This window comes from Allofournierella sp., assembly GCF_048388525.1.
GTDB lineage: Bacteria > Bacillota > Clostridia > Oscillospirales > Ruminococcaceae > BQOK01.
Window position 1 is genome coordinate 1 of record NZ_DBGCTQ010000101.1, and the last position, 15,465, is coordinate 15,465.

Consider the following 15,465-nt stretch of genomic DNA (forward strand, 5'->3'; position numbering starts at 1 on the left):
GCAGCCACCGAGGCCCCAAAGCCCAGCGCCACCCCGGCCCCGGGCTGGGTGGTGGAGCCCCGCAGTGACCTGGAGATTGTGCAGAGCCTGGCGGAGTTTTTGCCGGTGGATCATCTCACCACCGCCGAGCGCCAGCAGCTGGCGCTGTTCACCCAGAACGGCGGCACGGGCGTGATCGACCTGGCGGGCAACATTGTGGTGCCCGCCGAAAAAAACGTGCACTGGTGCCCGGTCTGCGGCATCACCAACGAGGGCGAGACCGAGATTTACAACGCCCAGGGCGAGGTGGTGGGCAGCGGCGGCCACGGCATCAGCGAGAGCGGCATTTTTTACGACGAAGCCTCCGGCACCCTGTATCTGGAGGACTGGATGGGCTACCTGCAGCCCTGGAGCCAGGAGATGACCTACAGCCCCGAACCCATCATTGCGAAGGTGGTCACGATCACCGCGCTGACCGGGCCGGAAGACCCGGGCAGCAGCCGGTACCACATCGGCGACGAGGAGCACCCGGTGGAGATCAGCGAGGCCAGCGCCATGATGCTGTTTTTGCCGGACGGTACGCCCCTGAACTCGGTGCGGTACGAGGAGATCCGGGCCGCCAGCGAGAGCGTTTTCCCGGTGAAGCAGGGGGGCCTTTGGGGCTTTGTGAGCGCTGCGGACGGCGAGGAGATGGTGCCCTGCCAGTACCGGCAGGTGCGGCCCTATAAAAATGGCCTGGCCGCTGTGCAGACGGACACCGGCTGGGGTTATGTGAGCCTTGCGGGCACCCAAAAGACCAGCATGACCTTTTTGGATGCGCAGACCGCCACCGGCGGCAGGGCCTGGGTGAAGACCGCCGAGGGCTGGGGTGTGGCCGAGCTGGCGGCCTGGCCCGCCGGGTAAAATACGGCCCGATCAAAAAAGCAAACGTGCCCGCCGGGACACCCCGGCGGGCACGTTTTTGCGTCGTTTTAAAAGGGCGGCGCGCTCAGTTCAAAAAGCCCAGGTCAATCTCGTAAGGGCTTTCGGTGGAGCGCTGCATGGGGGCCTCGGCCTTGTACTTGGCCAGGGCCGCCGCCGCCCTGGCCGGGTCGGCCAGGGTGCCGGCACCGCCCATGCAGCCGCCGGGGCAGCCCATGCCCTCCAGCAGATAGCCGTTGTATTTGCCGGCCCGGGCCATCATGAGCAGCTTTTTGCATTCGGCCAGGCCTTGGGCGCTGGCCACCTTTACCTCCCGCGCGGGGTCGAGCTCGTGGATAGCGTTCACCACCGCCTGGGCCACGCCGCCGGTCACAGCAAAGCCCCGGCCGTCGGCACTGGCTTTGTCGAATTCGTCCCCCTCGGCGGCTTCCAGGGCTTCAAAATCCACCTCGCGGGCCTCGAACATGCCCATCAGCTCTTCAAAGGTGAGCACAAAGTCCACATCGCTGCGGATGGTGCGGCGGCTGGCCTCCAGCTTTTTGGCGGCGCAGGGGCCGATAAAGGCCACCTTTACATCCCTGCCCACCCGCTTTTTCAAAAGCCGGGCAGTCAGTACCATGGGGGTCAGGGCCATGCTGATGTTCATGGCCAGCTCCGGGAACAGCTTTTTGGCCATCATGCTCCAGCTGGGGCAGCAGCTGGTGGCCATGAAGGGCTGATGCTCAGGCACCTCGCGCATGAAGTCCTTTGCTTCCTCAATGGTGCACAGGTCGGCGCCGATCGCCACTTCCACCGTGTCGGCAAAGCCGAGCTGCCGCATGGCGGCCTGGAGCTTGGCGGGGGTCAGGCCGGGAAACTGGCTCACAAAGGCGGGGGCCATGATGGCGTAAACCTTGTCGCCCTGGCGGATGCTTTGGATGAGCTGGAAGATCTGGCCCTTGTCCACAATGGCGCCGAAGGGGCAGTTCACCAGGCACATGCCGCAGGAGACGCACTTGTCGTAGTCGATGCGGGCACGGCCCAGCTCGTCTGAGCCGATGGCGTTCATGCCGCAGGCGGCGGCGCAGGGGCGCTCCATTTTTACGATGGCGTGGTAGGGGCACACCTCCGCGCACTTGCCGCATTTGATGCATTTGTCCTGATCGATCACCGAGTGGCCGCCGGGGGTAAAGTGGATGGCATTTTTGGGGCACACGTCGTTGCAGGGGTGCGCCAGACACCCGCGGCACATTTCGGTGACCTCCACAAGCTTGGGCGGGCAGGCCGAACAGGCGAATTTGATGATGTTCACCAGCGGCGGGTCGTAATACTTCTGCGCGATCACACTGTTCTCGATGCCCGCGTTGATGGGGGCCTGCTCGTCGATGGGGCGCAGGGGCAGGCCCATGGCAAGCCGCACCCGCTCGGACACGATGGCCCGCTCCAAAAAGATACTGTTGCGGTGGGTGCCCACCTCGCCGGGAATGATTTTGTAGGGCAGCCGCGCCATCTCGTGGGCGTAATCCTGCCCCTCGTAGGAGAGGCGGGCGACCTCGGTGAAAACGCGCCGCCGGATGTCGGTCACGGTGGTGTAAATGCCGCGCATATTGCTCATGGCTCATAGCTCCTTTCAGCAGTGGAGAGAAGATCTGTCAAAATTATATCACAGGAAGAGCGCCGCGCCAAGCGCAGCGGGAAAACCTGCACGGCCGGCTCAGCCGGGCAGCGCCTCAGCCCGGCAGCGCTCGCCGTCCCAGCTTTGGAGCCGGGCGGTCACGATCTGCCCGGGCCTGCCGCCCGGCGCTTTTACCGCCACCGGCACATACAGCCGGGTGTAGCCGGTAAAAAGGTTCGAACTGAGCGGTTTTTCCAGCAGGACCTCGTCCCGGACGCCCAGCATCGCCTCGATCAGCCCGGCCCGCACCCCGTCCGCCAGGGTTTGCAGCCGATGCACCCGGGCGGTTTTCTCCGCCTCCGGCAGCTGGCCCGGGAACGAGGCCGCGGGGGTGCCGGGCCGGCTGGAATAGGGGAACACATTCACCTTTAAAAAGCGCTGGCGCTCCACAAAAGCCATGCTCTCGCAAAAATCGGCCTCGGTCTCGCCGGGAAAGCCCACGATCACGTCGGTGGTGAAGCTTGCGGCGCCGCCGTAGGCAGCCCGCAGCTTGTCCACCACCAGGGCATACTGCGCGGCGGTGTAGGTGCGGCGCATGCGGCGCAGGGTGGTTTCGCACCCGCTCTGCAGCGAAAGGTGGAACTGGGGGCACAGCTTTTTGCAGGCGGCCATGCGGGCGATGTCCCGGTCGGTGAGCAGGTCGGGCTCCAGGCTGCCCAGCCGGATGCGCTCGATGCCGGCCACCCCTGCGCAGGCCTCGATGAGGCCGGTGAGATTGGCGCCGGTGTCTTTGCCGTAGCTGGGCAGGTTGATGCCGCTGAGCACCACCTCTTTGTAGCCCGCCGCGCCCAGGGCCCGCAGTTCGGCCAGGATGCTGCCCTGAGCGCGGCTGCGGCTGCGCCCCCGCGCTTTTGGGATCACGCAGTAGGCGCACTGCCGGTCGCAGCCGTCCTGTACCTTGATAAAGGCGCGAGTGTGCCCCTCAAAGGTCTCCATGGGCAGCTCCTCGAAGGCCTCGCCTTTTTCGTGGGCGCGGATGTCCACCACGCGCTCGCCGGTGGCAAGCGCCCTGGCGACCGCGCTGAGCATCTCCTGCCGGGCGGCGTTGCCCACCACCACGTCGGCCTCGGCCACCGCGGCCGCCTCGGCCGGAAAGGCCTGCGGGTAGCAGCCGGCAAGCACGGTTACCGCGCCCGGGGCCTCGCGCTTGGCGCGCCGCAGCCACTGGCGGCTTTTTTTATCGCCCCCGGCGGTGACGGTGCAGCTGTTCACCACATATACATCCGCCGCCTCGCCGGGCCCTGCCAGGGTATAACCGCTGCGGCAGAACAGCTGTTCCAGGGCGCCGGTCTCATTTTGATTTACCTTGCACCCCAGGGTATAAAAACTTACGCGCATTATTTTTCTCCTTGCAGCCGGCGTTTGCCGGCCTTGTTCCTGCCCTATTATAAAGGGTAGGGGGCAAAATCGCAAGCGGCGGGGCTATATTCCCGAAAAGCCAGCATATACATGCCATAGACAAACTGTGTTCCAACAGCAAAAAGGGAAGGATGATGCCTGTATGTTCAAAAAACGCGCGTTTGCGCTGGCGCTTTGCCTGGTGCTGGCGGCGGCGCTTTGCCTGCCCGCGGGGGCCGAGGAGCTCACTGCCGGGCGGTTTGCCCTGCCCGATTTCGATGTGCCCTGCAAGGGCGCGATCCTGATCGAGCAGAACAGCGGCACGGTGCTGTACGAAAAGCAGCCGGACCAGCAGATGCCCATTGCCTCGATCACCAAGGTGATGACCCTGCTGCTTACCATGGAGGCGCTCGACAGCGGCAAGGTGACCCTGCAGGACACGGTGCCCGTGTCTGAGCACGCCTACAACATGGGCGGCAGCCAGATCTGGCTGGAGCCGGGCGAAACCTTTACCCTGGACGAGATGCTCAAGGCCATCTGTGTGTCCAGCGCAAACGACGCGGCGGTGGCGGTGGCCGAGTTCATCGGCGGTTCCGAGCCCGCTTTTGCCGAGCTGATGAACCAAAAGGCCGCGGAGCTGGGCATGGCGAACACCCATTTTAAAAACGCCTGCGGCCTGGACGAGGAGGGGCATCTGTCCACCGCGCGGGATGTGGCCATCATGAGCCGCGAGATCCTTACCCATCACCCCTCCATCACCCATTACACCACCATTTGGATGGACACCCTGCGGGGCGGGGAAACCCAGCTGCTCAACACCAACAAGCTGCTCAAGCGCTACAACGGCGTGAACGGCCTCAAGACCGGCACCACCAGCGGCGCCGGCGTGTGCCTTTCGGCCAGCGCCACCCGGGACGGCCTGTCCCTGATTGCGGTGGTGCTGGGCAGCCCTTCCAGCGGCGAGCGGTTCGACGCCGCCACTGCCCTTTTGGACTACGGCTTTGCCAATTTTGAGAGCGCCTGCGCCCCCATGCCGGAGGGCGCGCCCGCCGAGCTGCCGGTGAAGCGCGGCAGCGAGGAAACGGTGCCGCTGGCCTACGCCATGCCGGAGAATCTGCTGGTAAAAAAAGGCGAGGGCCAGAGCCTTGCCAGCACCCTGGAGCTGCCCGAGGAGCTGGAAGCGCCGGTGAGCGAGGGCGCCGAGGTGGGCACCGTTACGGTCACGGCAGGCGACACGGAGCTTGGCTCCTGGCCGGTCACGGCGGGGGGCGAGGTGCCCCGCATGACCGTGGCGCTGGGCTTTGAACGGCTGTGGCAGGCCCTGCTGACCCACTGAGGCAGGACGTGCATATTTTGTGAGGTTCGACCCAACATACCTTGACTTTGCCCCCTCAAAACGGTATAGTTATTACAAAGAAAATACCTTGACCCGCCCGCCCTTTTCCGGGCGCGGCGCGGGCCCGGGAACGGGGGTTTTGCAATGAGCATCCAATTCAACGGCAAGCACCTGGCGGGCTTTGTGAAAGAGGCTGAGTTCAGTGCCATCTGGCCGCAGGTGCGGGCGGCGCACGAGCTGCTGGAGAGCCGCACCGGCCCTGGAAGCGACTTTTTGGGCTGGGTGGACCTGCCCGTGGATTATGACAAGCAGGAATTCGCGCGCATCAAGGCCGCCGCTGAAAAGATCCGGCAGGATTCCGACGTGCTGGTGGTCATCGGCATTGGGGGTTCTTACCTGGGCGCCCGGGCCGCCATCGAGGCTGTTAAGGGCCAGATGTACAACTGCACCTGCAAGAATTGCCCGCAGATCTTTTTTGCGGGCAATTCCATCTCGCCCGCCTACCTGAACGACATCCTGGCCTGCTGCGAGGGCAAGCGGGTGAGCGTGAACGTGATCTCCAAATCCGGCACCACCACCGAGCCCGCGCTGGCGTTCCGGGTATTCAAAAAGTATCTGGAAGACCGCTATGGCGCTGAGGAAGCCGGAAAGCGCATCTACGCCACCACCGACAAGGCCCGCGGCACCCTGAAGCAGGAGGCCGACGAAGAGGGCTGGCCCACCTTTGTGGTGCCGGACGATGTGGGCGGCCGCTATTCGGTGCTTACCGCCGTGGGCCTTTTGCCCATCGCCTGCGCCGGGTGTGACATTGACCGGCTGATGCAGGGCGCGGCCGACGCGCGCGCCGCGTATGCCCAGTGCACCCCTGAAAATGACTGCTACAGGTACGCCGCCGCCCGCAATATCCTGTACCGCAAGGGAAAATCGGTGGAGCTGCTGGCCGCCTATGAACCGAATTTTGCCATGATGAACGAGTGGTACAAGCAGCTTTACGGGGAGAGCGAGGGCAAGGACAACAAGGGCCTCATGCCCACCAGCGTCATCTTTTCCACAGACCTGCACAGCATGGGCCAATTCGTGCAGGAGGGCAGCCGGGTGATGTTTGAGACGGTGGTGAACATCCACAAGCCCGCCGCCGACCTGTTCATCGAGCCGGACGCCGCCGACCTGGACGGCCTGAACTTTTTGGCCGGCCAGCCCATGAGCGTGGTGAACCAAAAGGCCATGCAGGGCACCGTGCTGGCCCACACCGACGGCAGCGTGCCCAACATCCTGCTGGAGGTGCCCAGCCTTGCGGAATACGATCTGGGCTGGCTGATCTACTTCTTTGAAAAGGCCTGCGCCGTGAGCGGTTATATGCTGGGGGTCAACCCCTTTGACCAGCCCGGCGTGGAGAGCTACAAAAAGAATATGTTCGCGCTGCTGGGCAAGCCCGGCTACGAGGACCGCAAGGCCGAGCTGGAAGCAAAGCTGCGGTGACCGCACCCCGAAAAACGCCTGAAAGGGGCGCGGCGGCCCGGCTGTCCGCCTCTTAAAATAAAAGGAGGTACCCCCTATATGATTAAACTGATCGTTGGCACCAAAGGCTCCGGCAAGACCAAGGCAATGATCGAGAGCATCAACGCTGTGACCAAGACCACTTCCGGCAATGTTGTTGTGCTGGAAAAGTCCATGCAGCTGACCTACAACATCGATCACGCGGCCCGGCTGATTGATCTGGATGAATATAAGGTGAACGGTTATGAGATGATGTACGGCTTTGTGGCCGGCGTGCTGGCCGGAAACTACGACATCACCGAGCTGTATATCGATGGAATTTTGAAGGTGTGCGACCACGACCTGGCCGGCCTGGGCGCGTTCCTGGCCAAGGTGGACGCCATTGCCGCCAGCGTGAACGTGACCGTGACCATTTCCGCGGATGCGGCTGTTCTGCCCGCCGACGTGCAGAAATACCTGTAAAGCGCTGGGACTGCTTTGTGTTTCGGGCGGGGGCCAATTTTTTGGCCCCCGCCTTGAATTTGCTATTGACAAACCGCCCCGCATCCGATATACTAGGTAGGCGGTCTTTTCGAGGTGGACTATGGTTTTTGACCTGAAACAGTTTTTGCAGACCGGTCGCACACCCTATGAAACGGCATTTGCGTGCGATCTTTCCGGGTGGGATTGGCCCGGTTACGCCCCCTGCGGCCCGGTGAAGGCCAGTTTCTCGGCCGTCCCCGGTGAGAATGGGGCGGAGCTGCAGCTGAACGTTTCGGCCGGGATCAGCGCCGCGTGCGCCCGCTGCCTTGAACCTGTGCGCCAGGATCATTCGTTTTTCAGGCGATGGCAGGTGCGCGAACAAGACCTTTTCAGCGAGGAGCTGGAGCTTCCCATCAGCGAAAAAGGCGCTCTTGATCTGGACGAGCTGATCTTTGAGGAACTGGTGCTGGAGGTACCCCCGGTGCTGCTGTGCAGCCCGGACTGTGAAGGGCTATGCCCTGTGTGCGGAACCCCAAAAGCGGCAGGCTGTTCCTGCTGTACGGCAGGGCAGAGCGCCCCCGCAGACGCAAGGCTTGCTATATTGAAAGAACTGCTGAGCGAATGATTCACATTAGAGGAGGTGCTTAACATGGCAGTACCCAAGAGAAAGGTTTCCCAGGCACGGCGCGACAAGCGTCGCTCCTCTGTGTGGAAGCTGGAAGCCCCTGCGCTGGTGAAGTGCAGCCAGTGCGGCGAGTACAAGCTCCCCCATCAGGTATGCGGCAACTGCGGCTACTACAAGGGCAAGGAAATCGTGAAAAAGGAAGCGTGATCCGCTTTCCGCAAAAGTAAGGGGAGGGCACAGCCTTCCCCTTTTTCTTTGCCCCACAGGGCGCGAAAGGCAGGTGAGGGAACATGGCGGTGCGCGTGAAAAACGTGCAGAAGGGCTCGGCGGCCGAACGGCTGGGCCTTACGGCGGGCTCGATGCTCTATTCGGCGGACGGCAACGAGATCAATGACATGCTGGACTACCAGTTCTACACCTCCGGAACCAAGTTTGAGCTGGCAGTGATGAAACAGGGCAAGCTGGACTATCTGCAGGTGGAAAAGGGCGATTATGAGCCCCTGGGCTGCGAGTTTGAAACGTATCTGATCGACCAGAAGCACTCCTGCTCCAACCATTGCATGTTCTGCTTTATCGACCAGCTGCCCCCCGGCCTGCGGGACACCCTTTACTTCAAAGACGACGACGAGCGGCTCTCGTTTTTATTCGGCAACTACGTCACGCTCACAAACCTTTCCGACCATGAGGTGGAGCGCATCAAAAAGATGCACATCTCGCCCATCAATATTTCGGTGCACACCACAGACCCCGCGCTGCGGGTGCGCATGATGGCAAATAAGCGCGCGGGTGAAACACTGAAATATCTGGACGAGTTCGCCGGGGCGGGCATTCAGATGAACTGCCAGCTGGTGCTGTGCCGGGGCGTGAACGATGGGGACGCTTTGCGCCGAAGCCTGGAAAAGCTCACCGGCATGTACCCGGCGGTGCAGAGCATCGCCGCGGTGCCCAGCGGGCTGACCCGTTACCGCAAGGGCCTTTATAAGCTTGAGGCCTACGACGCAGCCAGCAGCGCCGCCGTGCTGGATATTCTGGAGGAACAGGGCGCCGCCTGCAAAAAAAAGTATGGCGCGCGCATTGTGTACCCGGGCGACGAGTGGTATCTGTGCGCGGGGAGGCCCATTCCGCCCGGCTCGTTTTACGAGGATTACGCCCAGCTGGAAAACGGCGTGGGCATGTGGCGGCTGTTCCGCGATGAGTTCATGGCCGAACTGCAATTTTACCGCCGGCGCTGGCCCGTGCCCCGCCGCATCGACCTGGTGACCGGCACCCTGGCCGCGCCCCTGATCACCGAGATGGTGCGCGCGTTGACCCTGCGCCACCCCACCGTGCAGGTGGCGGTGCACCCCATCCGGAACGACTTTTTTGGGGGCAATGTGAGCGTGGCGGGACTTGTTACCGCCACCGACATCGTGGCTCAGTGCAAGGGGCGGCTCAAAAGCCGCCACCTGGGCGTGCCGGACGTGATGCTGCGGGCCGAGCGGGACCGGTTTCTGGACGATTGGACCATCCAGGATCTGGAAAAGGCCCTGAAAGTGAAGGTCCATATTCTGCCCAGCGGGGGCGGAGAGCTTGTGAAAGCCCTGCTTGCGCCCCGGCTTGGGTGAAGCCCGGCCCTTGCGGGCAATACTAAGGACTAAGTGAGAAAGGGGGCCCCGAGCATGGCAAAACCCATCGTAGCGGTGGTAGGCCGCCCCAATGTGGGCAAATCCACCCTGTTCAACAAGCTGATCGGCCAGCGCCTGGCCATTGTGGAAGACACCCCCGGTGTGACCCGGGACCGCATTTTTGGCGACTGCGAGTGGCAGGAGCACCGGTTTTTGCTGGTGGATACCGGCGGGATCGAGCCGGGCATCGACGACGGCATTCTGCTGCACATGCGCGAGCAGGCGCAGGTGGCCATCGACTCGGCCGACTGCATCATTATGGTCACCGACCTGCACGCGGGCGTGACTGCGCAGGATCAGGATGTGGCGGCCATGCTGATGCGCAGCGGCAAGCCGGTGGTGCTGGCGGTGAACAAGGTGGACAAGGTGGGGGCGCCCCCGCTGGAGCTGTACGACTTTTACAGCCTGGGCCTGGGCGAGGTGTTCCCGGTGTCCAGCGTGCACGGGCACGGCACCGGCGATCTGCTGGACGCGGTGTGCAGCCACCTGAAACCGGCCGAAGAGCGGGCGGAAGAGGACGAGCGGATCAGCGTGGCGGTGATCGGCCGGCCCAACGTGGGAAAATCCAGCCTTGTGAACTATGTGCTGGGCGAACAGCGCATGATCGTGGCAAACGAGGCCGGCACCACCCGCGATGCCATCGACACCCAGGTGGACAACCAGTACGGCAGCTTTATTTTTACCGACACCGCGGGCCTGCGCAAAAAGGGCCGGGTGGAGAGCGGGGTTGAGCGCTACAGCGTGCTGCGCAGCCTGGCGGCAGTGGAACGCAGCCGGGTGTGCGTGATCATGATCGACGCCACCGAGGGCTTTACCGAGCAGGACAGCAAGGTGGCGGGCTATGCCCACGAGCAGGGCAAGGGATGCATCATTGCGGTGAACAAGTGGGACGCGGTGGAAAAGGACGACAAGACCATGGACGCGGCCCGCAAAAAGCTCGTGAACGATTTCAGCTTTATGAGCTACGCCCCCATCATTTTCATCAGCGCAAAGACCGGCCAGCGGGTGGACCGGCTGTTCCAGCTCATCAAATATGTGGACGAGCAGAATGCCCTGCGGGTGACCACCGGTATGCTGAACGAGCTGCTGGCCCGGGCCACGGCCCGGGTGCAGCCCCCCAGCGATAAGGGCAAACGGCTCAAGATCTTTTATATGACCCAGATCTCCACCCGGCCGCCCACCTTTGTGTGCTTTGTGAACCGGCGGGATCTGTTCCATTTTTCGTACCAGCGTTATATTGAAAACCAGATCCGCGAGACCTTTGGGCTGGAGGGCACTCCCGTCCGGCTGATCGTGCGGGAGCGGGGCGACGGAAAGACCAAATGAGCCCCCGCCCGCAGTGGCCCTGCCGCGCAGGCTTTCAGCGCGGCCGAACATAAAAAGGAGGCCGTTTTATGAACCCCATCCTGTTGGCGGCGCTGCTGCTGGCGGCGGCAGCCGCAGCGGCGTATTTGCTGGGAAGCATTGACTTTGGCGTGGTGGTGAGCCGGCTGGTTTACCGGGAGGACGTGCGCTCCAAGGGCAGCGGCAACGCGGGCGCCACGAATATGCTTCGCACCTATGGCAAGGCCGCGGCCGCCCTGACCCTGGCGGGCGACCTTGGCAAGGGTGTGCTGGCCGTGGCGCTGGGCCGGCTGCTTTTTGGGCTGTGCACCGTGAGCCCCGCCTGGGCGGTGTACGGCGGCTATGTGGCGGCCATTTTTGCGGTGTGCGGCCATTTGTGGCCGGTGTGGTTCGGTTTTAAGGGCGGTAAGGGCGTGGCCGTGGCCGCGGGAGCGATCCTGGCCACCGAGCCGGTGGTGCTGCTGGCGCTGGCAGTGGTGTTTTTTGCCCTGGCGTTCGCCACCCGCATCGTGAGCCTTTCCTCGGTCACGGTGGCGGCGCTGTATCCGGTGTTTACCGCGCTTTGGTCCTGGTACACGGGGCGCAGCGTGTGGTTCACCACCCTGTGCGCCCTGGTCATGGGCCTTTTGGTGATCTGGATGCACCGGGCAAATATTCAGCGCCTCAAAAATGGAACTGAGTACAAATTCGGGCAGAAGAAATGAAAAGAAGCCCTTCTCTTTGAAAAGAGGAGGGCTTCTTTTTTTCGTTGCGCTGCCGTAAAGAGTATGATAACATATACTATATAGACCGTGATTTTTTTGCGCGATGCAGGCGGGGGGCGTGGGAATGAAACGATTCCTTGCGGCGTTTGGAAAAAACAGGGGGCGCGGCACGGTTTTTGCGCTGCTGCTGCTTTTTGGTTTTTGCTTTGCGCTTGGCCTGGCGCTGCGGCCCGGGGCACCGGACGTATGGCTCGCCGGGGAACAGGCGGAGGCGCTGCGCACCGGCTGGACAACGGCCGAAGGGGCCGCCTGCGAACTGCCCGCCGTGCTGGAGGCGGGGCCGGACGGCGCGGTTGAGATCAGCAGGGTGCTCACCGAGGACGCGGCGCAGGGAAACTCCATTTTGCTGCGCACCAGCCAGCAGGCGGTGCAGGTGTTTTTGAACGGAAAACTGCTTTACGAATACAGCGGCCAGCAGGGCGCGGTGGTGGACGTGGGCTTTGGAACCTCCAAGCACATTGTGCGGCTGCCTGCCGGCTGGCAGGGCGCTGCCCTGACCCTGCGGTTTACAGGCGGCGCCGGCGCTGTGGACATGGTGTATTTGGGGACCAAGGCAGCACTGCTTACCCTGGTGTTCCGGACTGCGCTGCCCGGCCTGGCGGCCTGCTTTCTGGCGGTGGCAATGGGGCTGGCCCTGCTCGCCGCCAGCCTTTTGTTCCGGGAGGGGCTGGCGGCTTCGCGGCTGCGCTGGCTGGGGGCCCTGGCCGTGACCGCCGGAATTTGGGCGGCGCTGGAAACCCGTTCCTTTCAGCTTTTCAGCGGCAATGTGACCCTGTGCTATGCACTGGTATTCACCAGCTTTGCGCTGGTGCCGGTTTGTGTGCTTGGCTTTTTGCTCACCTACCCGGACTTTGAACAAATTCGCTACTTCCACGTGATCTACTGGCTGAGTGCGGTGAATTTTGTATGGATTCAGGCCGCCCAGTTTCTGGGGTGGGCGCCGTATCTGCGCACCATTACGGGGGTCCACCTGCTGGTGCTGGCGGCGGCGGGGGGCATTGTGACGGTTTGGCTGAAAAAGGGCCGCGGCCCGAACGCGGCCCTGCAGCCCCACCTGTTTGCCGCCTGCCTGCTCTTTGGGGGCTTTGGCATGGTGGATATGCTGCGCTTTTACCTGGGCGACCACACGCAGGACGACGTGCTCTTCACCCGCTGGGGGTTTTTATGCTTTGCAGGGGCGCTGGGCTGGCAGGTTGTGCAGCAGGCCAGCGCCGAGCGGGCGGCTTTTGTGGAACAGCAGGCCCTGCGCCGCCTGGCCTACACCGACGCGCTTACCGGGCTTGAAAACCGGACGGCGTTTGAACTGAGCATGGAAGCGTATCGCCAGGGCCAAAGGCAGGGAAGGCCGATCATTCTGGTGGCCGACCTGAACGGACTGAAAGCCATCAACGACGGCTTTGGCCATGCTGCGGGCGATGAAGCGATCATTCACTGTGCCGCGGCCATGAAAGAGGCGTTTGGAACGGCAGGCAGGGTGTACCGCATTGGCGGCGACGAGTTTTGCGTGCTCTGCACAGAAGATGGCGCCAGGGCGGACGCGGCCTTTGAGGAGGGGACGGCCGCCTTTGAAGCGGGCATGGAAGAACGGGGCCGAAGCGTGCCGTACCCCCTGAAAGCCGCCTGGGGCTGGTGCCGCCCGGCGCCGGGTGAAACCATTGACCAGGCATTCACCCGTGCTGACCGGGGCATGTACGAAAAAAAGGCCCGGATGGAACGTGGGCCGGAGCTGTGCGCTGCGCCCGGTGCGGAGCCTCTGCTTTAAAAAGAAAAGGCCCGGATCAGCCGCCCCCATTTGGGCAGCGTGATCCGGGCCTTTTGCAGAGGCAAGACGCTGGAGCGGCGGCTCACAGGGGAAACGGCTCACCGTTCAGCGCCGCCCGCACCAGCTGTTCTCCTTCGTATTCCAACTTGAGGAAAAAGAAAGGGGCGTTTCGTTCCAGCAGGTCCAAAAACAGCCGGTCGCCCGCCCAGAGGGGCAGCCCGGCCACCTTGGCCCTGGGCACCCAGGCAAGCTCGCCTTCGCTGCACGGCCGGAGGACGCCGGAAAAGGAATCGGAGGTGAAAAGGTGCATGTATTCCGTGGGCCACTCGCTGGAAACAAAGGTCACGATGCCCCGCGGGGTCCAACCTGTCAGGGTGAGGCCTGTTTCCTCTTTGACTTCGCGGCACAGGCATTCGTCCGGGCTTTCGCCCTCTTCAAACTTGCCGCCCACGCCGATCCACTTGCCCGCGTTTGCGTCCCGCCGCTTTTTGGTGCGGTGCAGCATCAGGTATTCGCCGCCCCGTTCCAGGTAGCAAAGGGTGGAGTTAATCATCGTTTTCCCGCCTTTCCGTCAGGTATCGTACCAATATTTCCGGTCCAGGGTGCGGTATTGCAGCGCCTCGGCCACCTGGGCCGCGCCGATGGTTTCGCGCCCGGCCAGGTCGGCAATGGTGCGGCTGACTTTGAGAACCCGGTCGTAGGCACGGGCCGAGAGGCCCAGCCGGTCGAAGGCGGCTTTCAGGGTGGCCTCGGCCGCTTTGTCCAGCGGGCAGGCCGCGCGCAGCAGCACACTGGGCAGCTGGGCGTTGCAGTGCACCCCGGCCGCCTTGTAGCGGGCCCGCTGCACCTCGCGGGCCGCCAGCACCCGGGCGCGGATGGCGGCGCTGGGCTCGCCGGCGGCAGGGCCGCTGAGCTCGCCGTAGGCCACGGGCGGAACCTCCACATGCAGGTCGATGCGGTCCAAAAGCGGGCCGCTGATGCGCTGGCGGTACCGCTCAACGGCGCTGGGCGTGCAGGTGCAGGGCCGGGTGGGGTGGCCGAAATAGCCGCATTTACAGGGGTTCATGGCCGCCACCAGCATAAAGCGGCTGGGGTAGGTCACGGTGCCGCTGGCGCGGCTGACGGTGACCGCGCCGTCCTCCACCGGCTGGCGCAGCACCTCCAGCGCGTCGCGGTGAAATTCGGGAAGTTCGTCCAGAAAAAGCACCCCGTTGTGGGCCAGGCTCACCTCGCCGGGGCGCAGCGCCGCGCCGCCGCCCGCCAGGGCCGCCGCGCTGACGCTGTGATGGGGGCTGCGGAAGGGCCGGCGCGCCAGCAGGCCGGCGCCGCCGGGCAAAAGCCCCGCCACCGAGTAGATGCCGGTGCACTCCATGGCCTCCTCGCGGGTGAGGGGCGGCAGGATGCCCGGCAGGCGCTTTGCAAGCATGGACTTTCCGGCGCCCGGGCTGCCGATGAGCAAAAGATTGTGACCGCCCGCGGCCGCGATCTCCATGGCGCGGCGGGCCGCAAGCTGGCCGCGCACGTCGGCAAAATCCAGCGCGGAGTCGGCACAGCCGCCGGAAAAGGGAGCCGCCGGGACAGGGGTGAGGGGCTCTTCGCCGGTGAGATGCCGCACTACCTGGGCCGCGGTGGCGGCACCGTAGACGGAAAGACCTTCCACGGCTGCGGCCTCGGCCGCGTTTTCGGTGGGTACGAACAGCTCGTTCACGCCGCAGCCCGCAGCCGCCAGCGCCATGGGCAGAATGCCCGCCACCGGACGCAGCGCCCCGTCCAGCGAGAGCTCGCCCACAAAAGCCCGCGCGCCGTTTTGCCGGGGCAGCTGCCCGCTGGCGCACAGCAAAGCCAGCAGCACCGGCAGATCATACACCGGGCCGGTCTTGCGCACATCGGCCGGGGCCAGGTTCACCGTGATGCGGCTGGGCGGCCAGGCGTAGCCCAGGTTTTTTGCCGCGCTGCGCACCCGGTCGGCGGCCTCTTTCACGGCGCTGTCCGGCAGGCCCACAATGGCAAGCTGCGGCAGCCCGCCGCTGATGTCCGCCTCGGCGGTCACCGCAAAGCCGGCCAGCCCTTTCACGCCAAAGCTGTTTACCTTTGCGAACATGGCCCATGCCTCCCTGCT

14 protein-coding genes are annotated in these 15,465 nt (G+C 63.8%); 10 read left to right on the plus strand and 4 right to left on the minus strand.

What is annotated here, in order from left to right; genetic code table 11:
• Positions 1–882: WG repeat-containing protein (locus ACMLHZ_RS12080; protein WP_418667945.1), on the plus strand; the 882-nt coding region annotated here is incomplete at its 5' end.
• Positions 883–967: 85 nt separating this feature from the next.
• Here the strand turns inward: ACMLHZ_RS12080 and ACMLHZ_RS12085 are convergent.
• Together ACMLHZ_RS12085 and mtaB are read right to left on the minus strand one after the other, a co-directional pair.
• On the minus strand, positions 968–2,485 hold the full coding sequence (locus ACMLHZ_RS12085) for a 4Fe-4S dicluster domain-containing protein (protein ID WP_418667985.1): 1,518 nt from the start codon (positions 2,483–2,485) through the stop codon (positions 968–970).
• Between the two features lie 108 nt (positions 2,486–2,593).
• Entirely contained in the window at positions 2,594–3,892 is a 1,299-nt protein-coding gene (mtaB, locus tag ACMLHZ_RS12090) for a tRNA (N(6)-L-threonylcarbamoyladenosine(37)-C(2))-methylthiotransferase MtaB (protein WP_418667946.1), read from the minus strand.
• 163 nt (positions 3,893–4,055) lie between these two features.
• On the opposite strand from mtaB, the gene ACMLHZ_RS12095 reads away from it, so the two are divergent.
• The 9 genes from ACMLHZ_RS12095 (at position 4,056) to ACMLHZ_RS12135 (ending at position 13,346) form a co-directional block, all read left to right on the plus strand.
• The gene (locus ACMLHZ_RS12095) at positions 4,056–5,228 is read left to right on the plus strand and encodes a D-alanyl-D-alanine carboxypeptidase family protein (RefSeq protein WP_418667947.1); all 1,173 of its coding nucleotides are present in this window, start codon (positions 4,056–4,058) and stop codon (positions 5,226–5,228) included.
• Positions 5,229–5,372: 144 nt separating this feature from the next.
• The gene (locus ACMLHZ_RS12100) at positions 5,373–6,707 is read left to right on the plus strand and encodes a glucose-6-phosphate isomerase (protein ID WP_418667948.1); all 1,335 of its coding nucleotides are present in this window, start codon (positions 5,373–5,375) and stop codon (positions 6,705–6,707) included.
• 78 nt (positions 6,708–6,785) lie between these two features.
• Positions 6,786–7,187 (plus strand): hypothetical protein, encoded by a 402-nt coding sequence (locus ACMLHZ_RS12105; protein WP_177562646.1) that lies wholly within the window; start codon positions 6,786–6,788, stop codon positions 7,185–7,187.
• A gap of 121 nt (positions 7,188–7,308) precedes the next feature.
• Entirely contained in the window at positions 7,309–7,812 is a 504-nt protein-coding gene (locus ACMLHZ_RS12110) for a YceD family protein (protein WP_418667949.1), read from the plus strand.
• A 24-nt stretch (positions 7,813–7,836) separates the two neighbouring features.
• Positions 7,837–8,019: a 50S ribosomal protein L32 gene (gene rpmF / locus ACMLHZ_RS12115; protein ID WP_177562648.1), complete on the plus strand. Its 183-nt coding sequence runs from the start codon at positions 7,837–7,839 to the stop codon at positions 8,017–8,019.
• An 83-nt stretch (positions 8,020–8,102) separates the two neighbouring features.
• Positions 8,103–9,416, plus strand: coding sequence for a DUF512 domain-containing protein (locus ACMLHZ_RS12120; protein WP_418667950.1), 1,314 nt, complete (start codon positions 8,103–8,105; stop codon positions 9,414–9,416).
• Between the two features lie 54 nt (positions 9,417–9,470).
• Entirely contained in the window at positions 9,471–10,802 is a 1,332-nt protein-coding gene (gene der, locus ACMLHZ_RS12125) for a ribosome biogenesis GTPase Der (RefSeq protein ID WP_418667951.1), read from the plus strand.
• A 68-nt stretch (positions 10,803–10,870) separates the two neighbouring features.
• Positions 10,871–11,524 (plus strand): glycerol-3-phosphate 1-O-acyltransferase PlsY, encoded by a 654-nt coding sequence (gene plsY, locus ACMLHZ_RS12130; protein ID WP_418667952.1) that lies wholly within the window; start codon positions 10,871–10,873, stop codon positions 11,522–11,524.
• A 124-nt stretch (positions 11,525–11,648) separates the two neighbouring features.
• Positions 11,649–13,346 carry a GGDEF domain-containing protein gene (locus tag ACMLHZ_RS12135; RefSeq protein ID WP_418667953.1) on the plus strand — a complete coding sequence of 566 codons (1,698 nt, stop codon included), beginning with the start codon at positions 11,649–11,651 and terminating at the stop codon, positions 13,344–13,346.
• Between the two features lie 82 nt (positions 13,347–13,428).
• On the opposite strand, the gene ACMLHZ_RS12140 is transcribed toward ACMLHZ_RS12135, so the two are convergent.
• Together ACMLHZ_RS12140 and ACMLHZ_RS12145 are read right to left on the minus strand one after the other, a co-directional pair.
• Positions 13,429–13,899 (minus strand): NUDIX hydrolase, encoded by a 471-nt coding sequence (locus ACMLHZ_RS12140; RefSeq protein WP_418667954.1) that lies wholly within the window; start codon positions 13,897–13,899, stop codon positions 13,429–13,431.
• A gap of 18 nt (positions 13,900–13,917) precedes the next feature.
• Complete coding sequence (locus tag ACMLHZ_RS12145) at positions 13,918–15,447, minus strand: YifB family Mg chelatase-like AAA ATPase (RefSeq protein ID WP_418667955.1); 1,530 nt, start codon at positions 15,445–15,447, stop codon at positions 13,918–13,920.
• Between the last annotated feature and the right edge of the window lie 18 nt (positions 15,448–15,465).

Bases quoted from the DNA above. Each gene is read 5' to 3' on its own strand.
- ACMLHZ_RS12085 (WP_418667985.1), bottom strand. From the start codon at position 2,485: ATGCGCGGCATTTACACCACCGTGACCGACATCCGGCGGCGCGTTTTC.
- mtaB (WP_418667946.1), bottom strand. From the start codon at position 3,892: ATGCGCGTAAGTTTTTATACCCTGGGGTGCAAGGTAAATCAAAATGAG.
- ACMLHZ_RS12095 (WP_418667947.1), top strand. From the start codon at position 4,056: ATGTTCAAAAAACGCGCGTTTGCGCTGGCGCTTTGCCTGGTGCTGGCG.
- ACMLHZ_RS12100 (WP_418667948.1), top strand. From the start codon at position 5,373: ATGAGCATCCAATTCAACGGCAAGCACCTGGCGGGCTTTGTGAAAGAG.
- ACMLHZ_RS12105 (WP_177562646.1), top strand. From the start codon at position 6,786: ATGATTAAACTGATCGTTGGCACCAAAGGCTCCGGCAAGACCAAGGCA.
- ACMLHZ_RS12110 (WP_418667949.1), top strand. From the start codon at position 7,309: ATGGTTTTTGACCTGAAACAGTTTTTGCAGACCGGTCGCACACCCTAT.
- rpmF (WP_177562648.1), top strand. From the start codon at position 7,837: ATGGCAGTACCCAAGAGAAAGGTTTCCCAGGCACGGCGCGACAAGCGT.
- ACMLHZ_RS12120 (WP_418667950.1), top strand. From the start codon at position 8,103: ATGGCGGTGCGCGTGAAAAACGTGCAGAAGGGCTCGGCGGCCGAACGG.
- der (WP_418667951.1), top strand. From the start codon at position 9,471: ATGGCAAAACCCATCGTAGCGGTGGTAGGCCGCCCCAATGTGGGCAAA.
- plsY (WP_418667952.1), top strand. From the start codon at position 10,871: ATGAACCCCATCCTGTTGGCGGCGCTGCTGCTGGCGGCGGCAGCCGCA.
- ACMLHZ_RS12135 (WP_418667953.1), top strand. From the start codon at position 11,649: ATGAAACGATTCCTTGCGGCGTTTGGAAAAAACAGGGGGCGCGGCACG.
- ACMLHZ_RS12140 (WP_418667954.1), bottom strand. From the start codon at position 13,899: ATGATTAACTCCACCCTTTGCTACCTGGAACGGGGCGGCGAATACCTG.
- ACMLHZ_RS12145 (WP_418667955.1), bottom strand. From the start codon at position 15,447: ATGTTCGCAAAGGTAAACAGCTTTGGCGTGAAAGGGCTGGCCGGCTTT.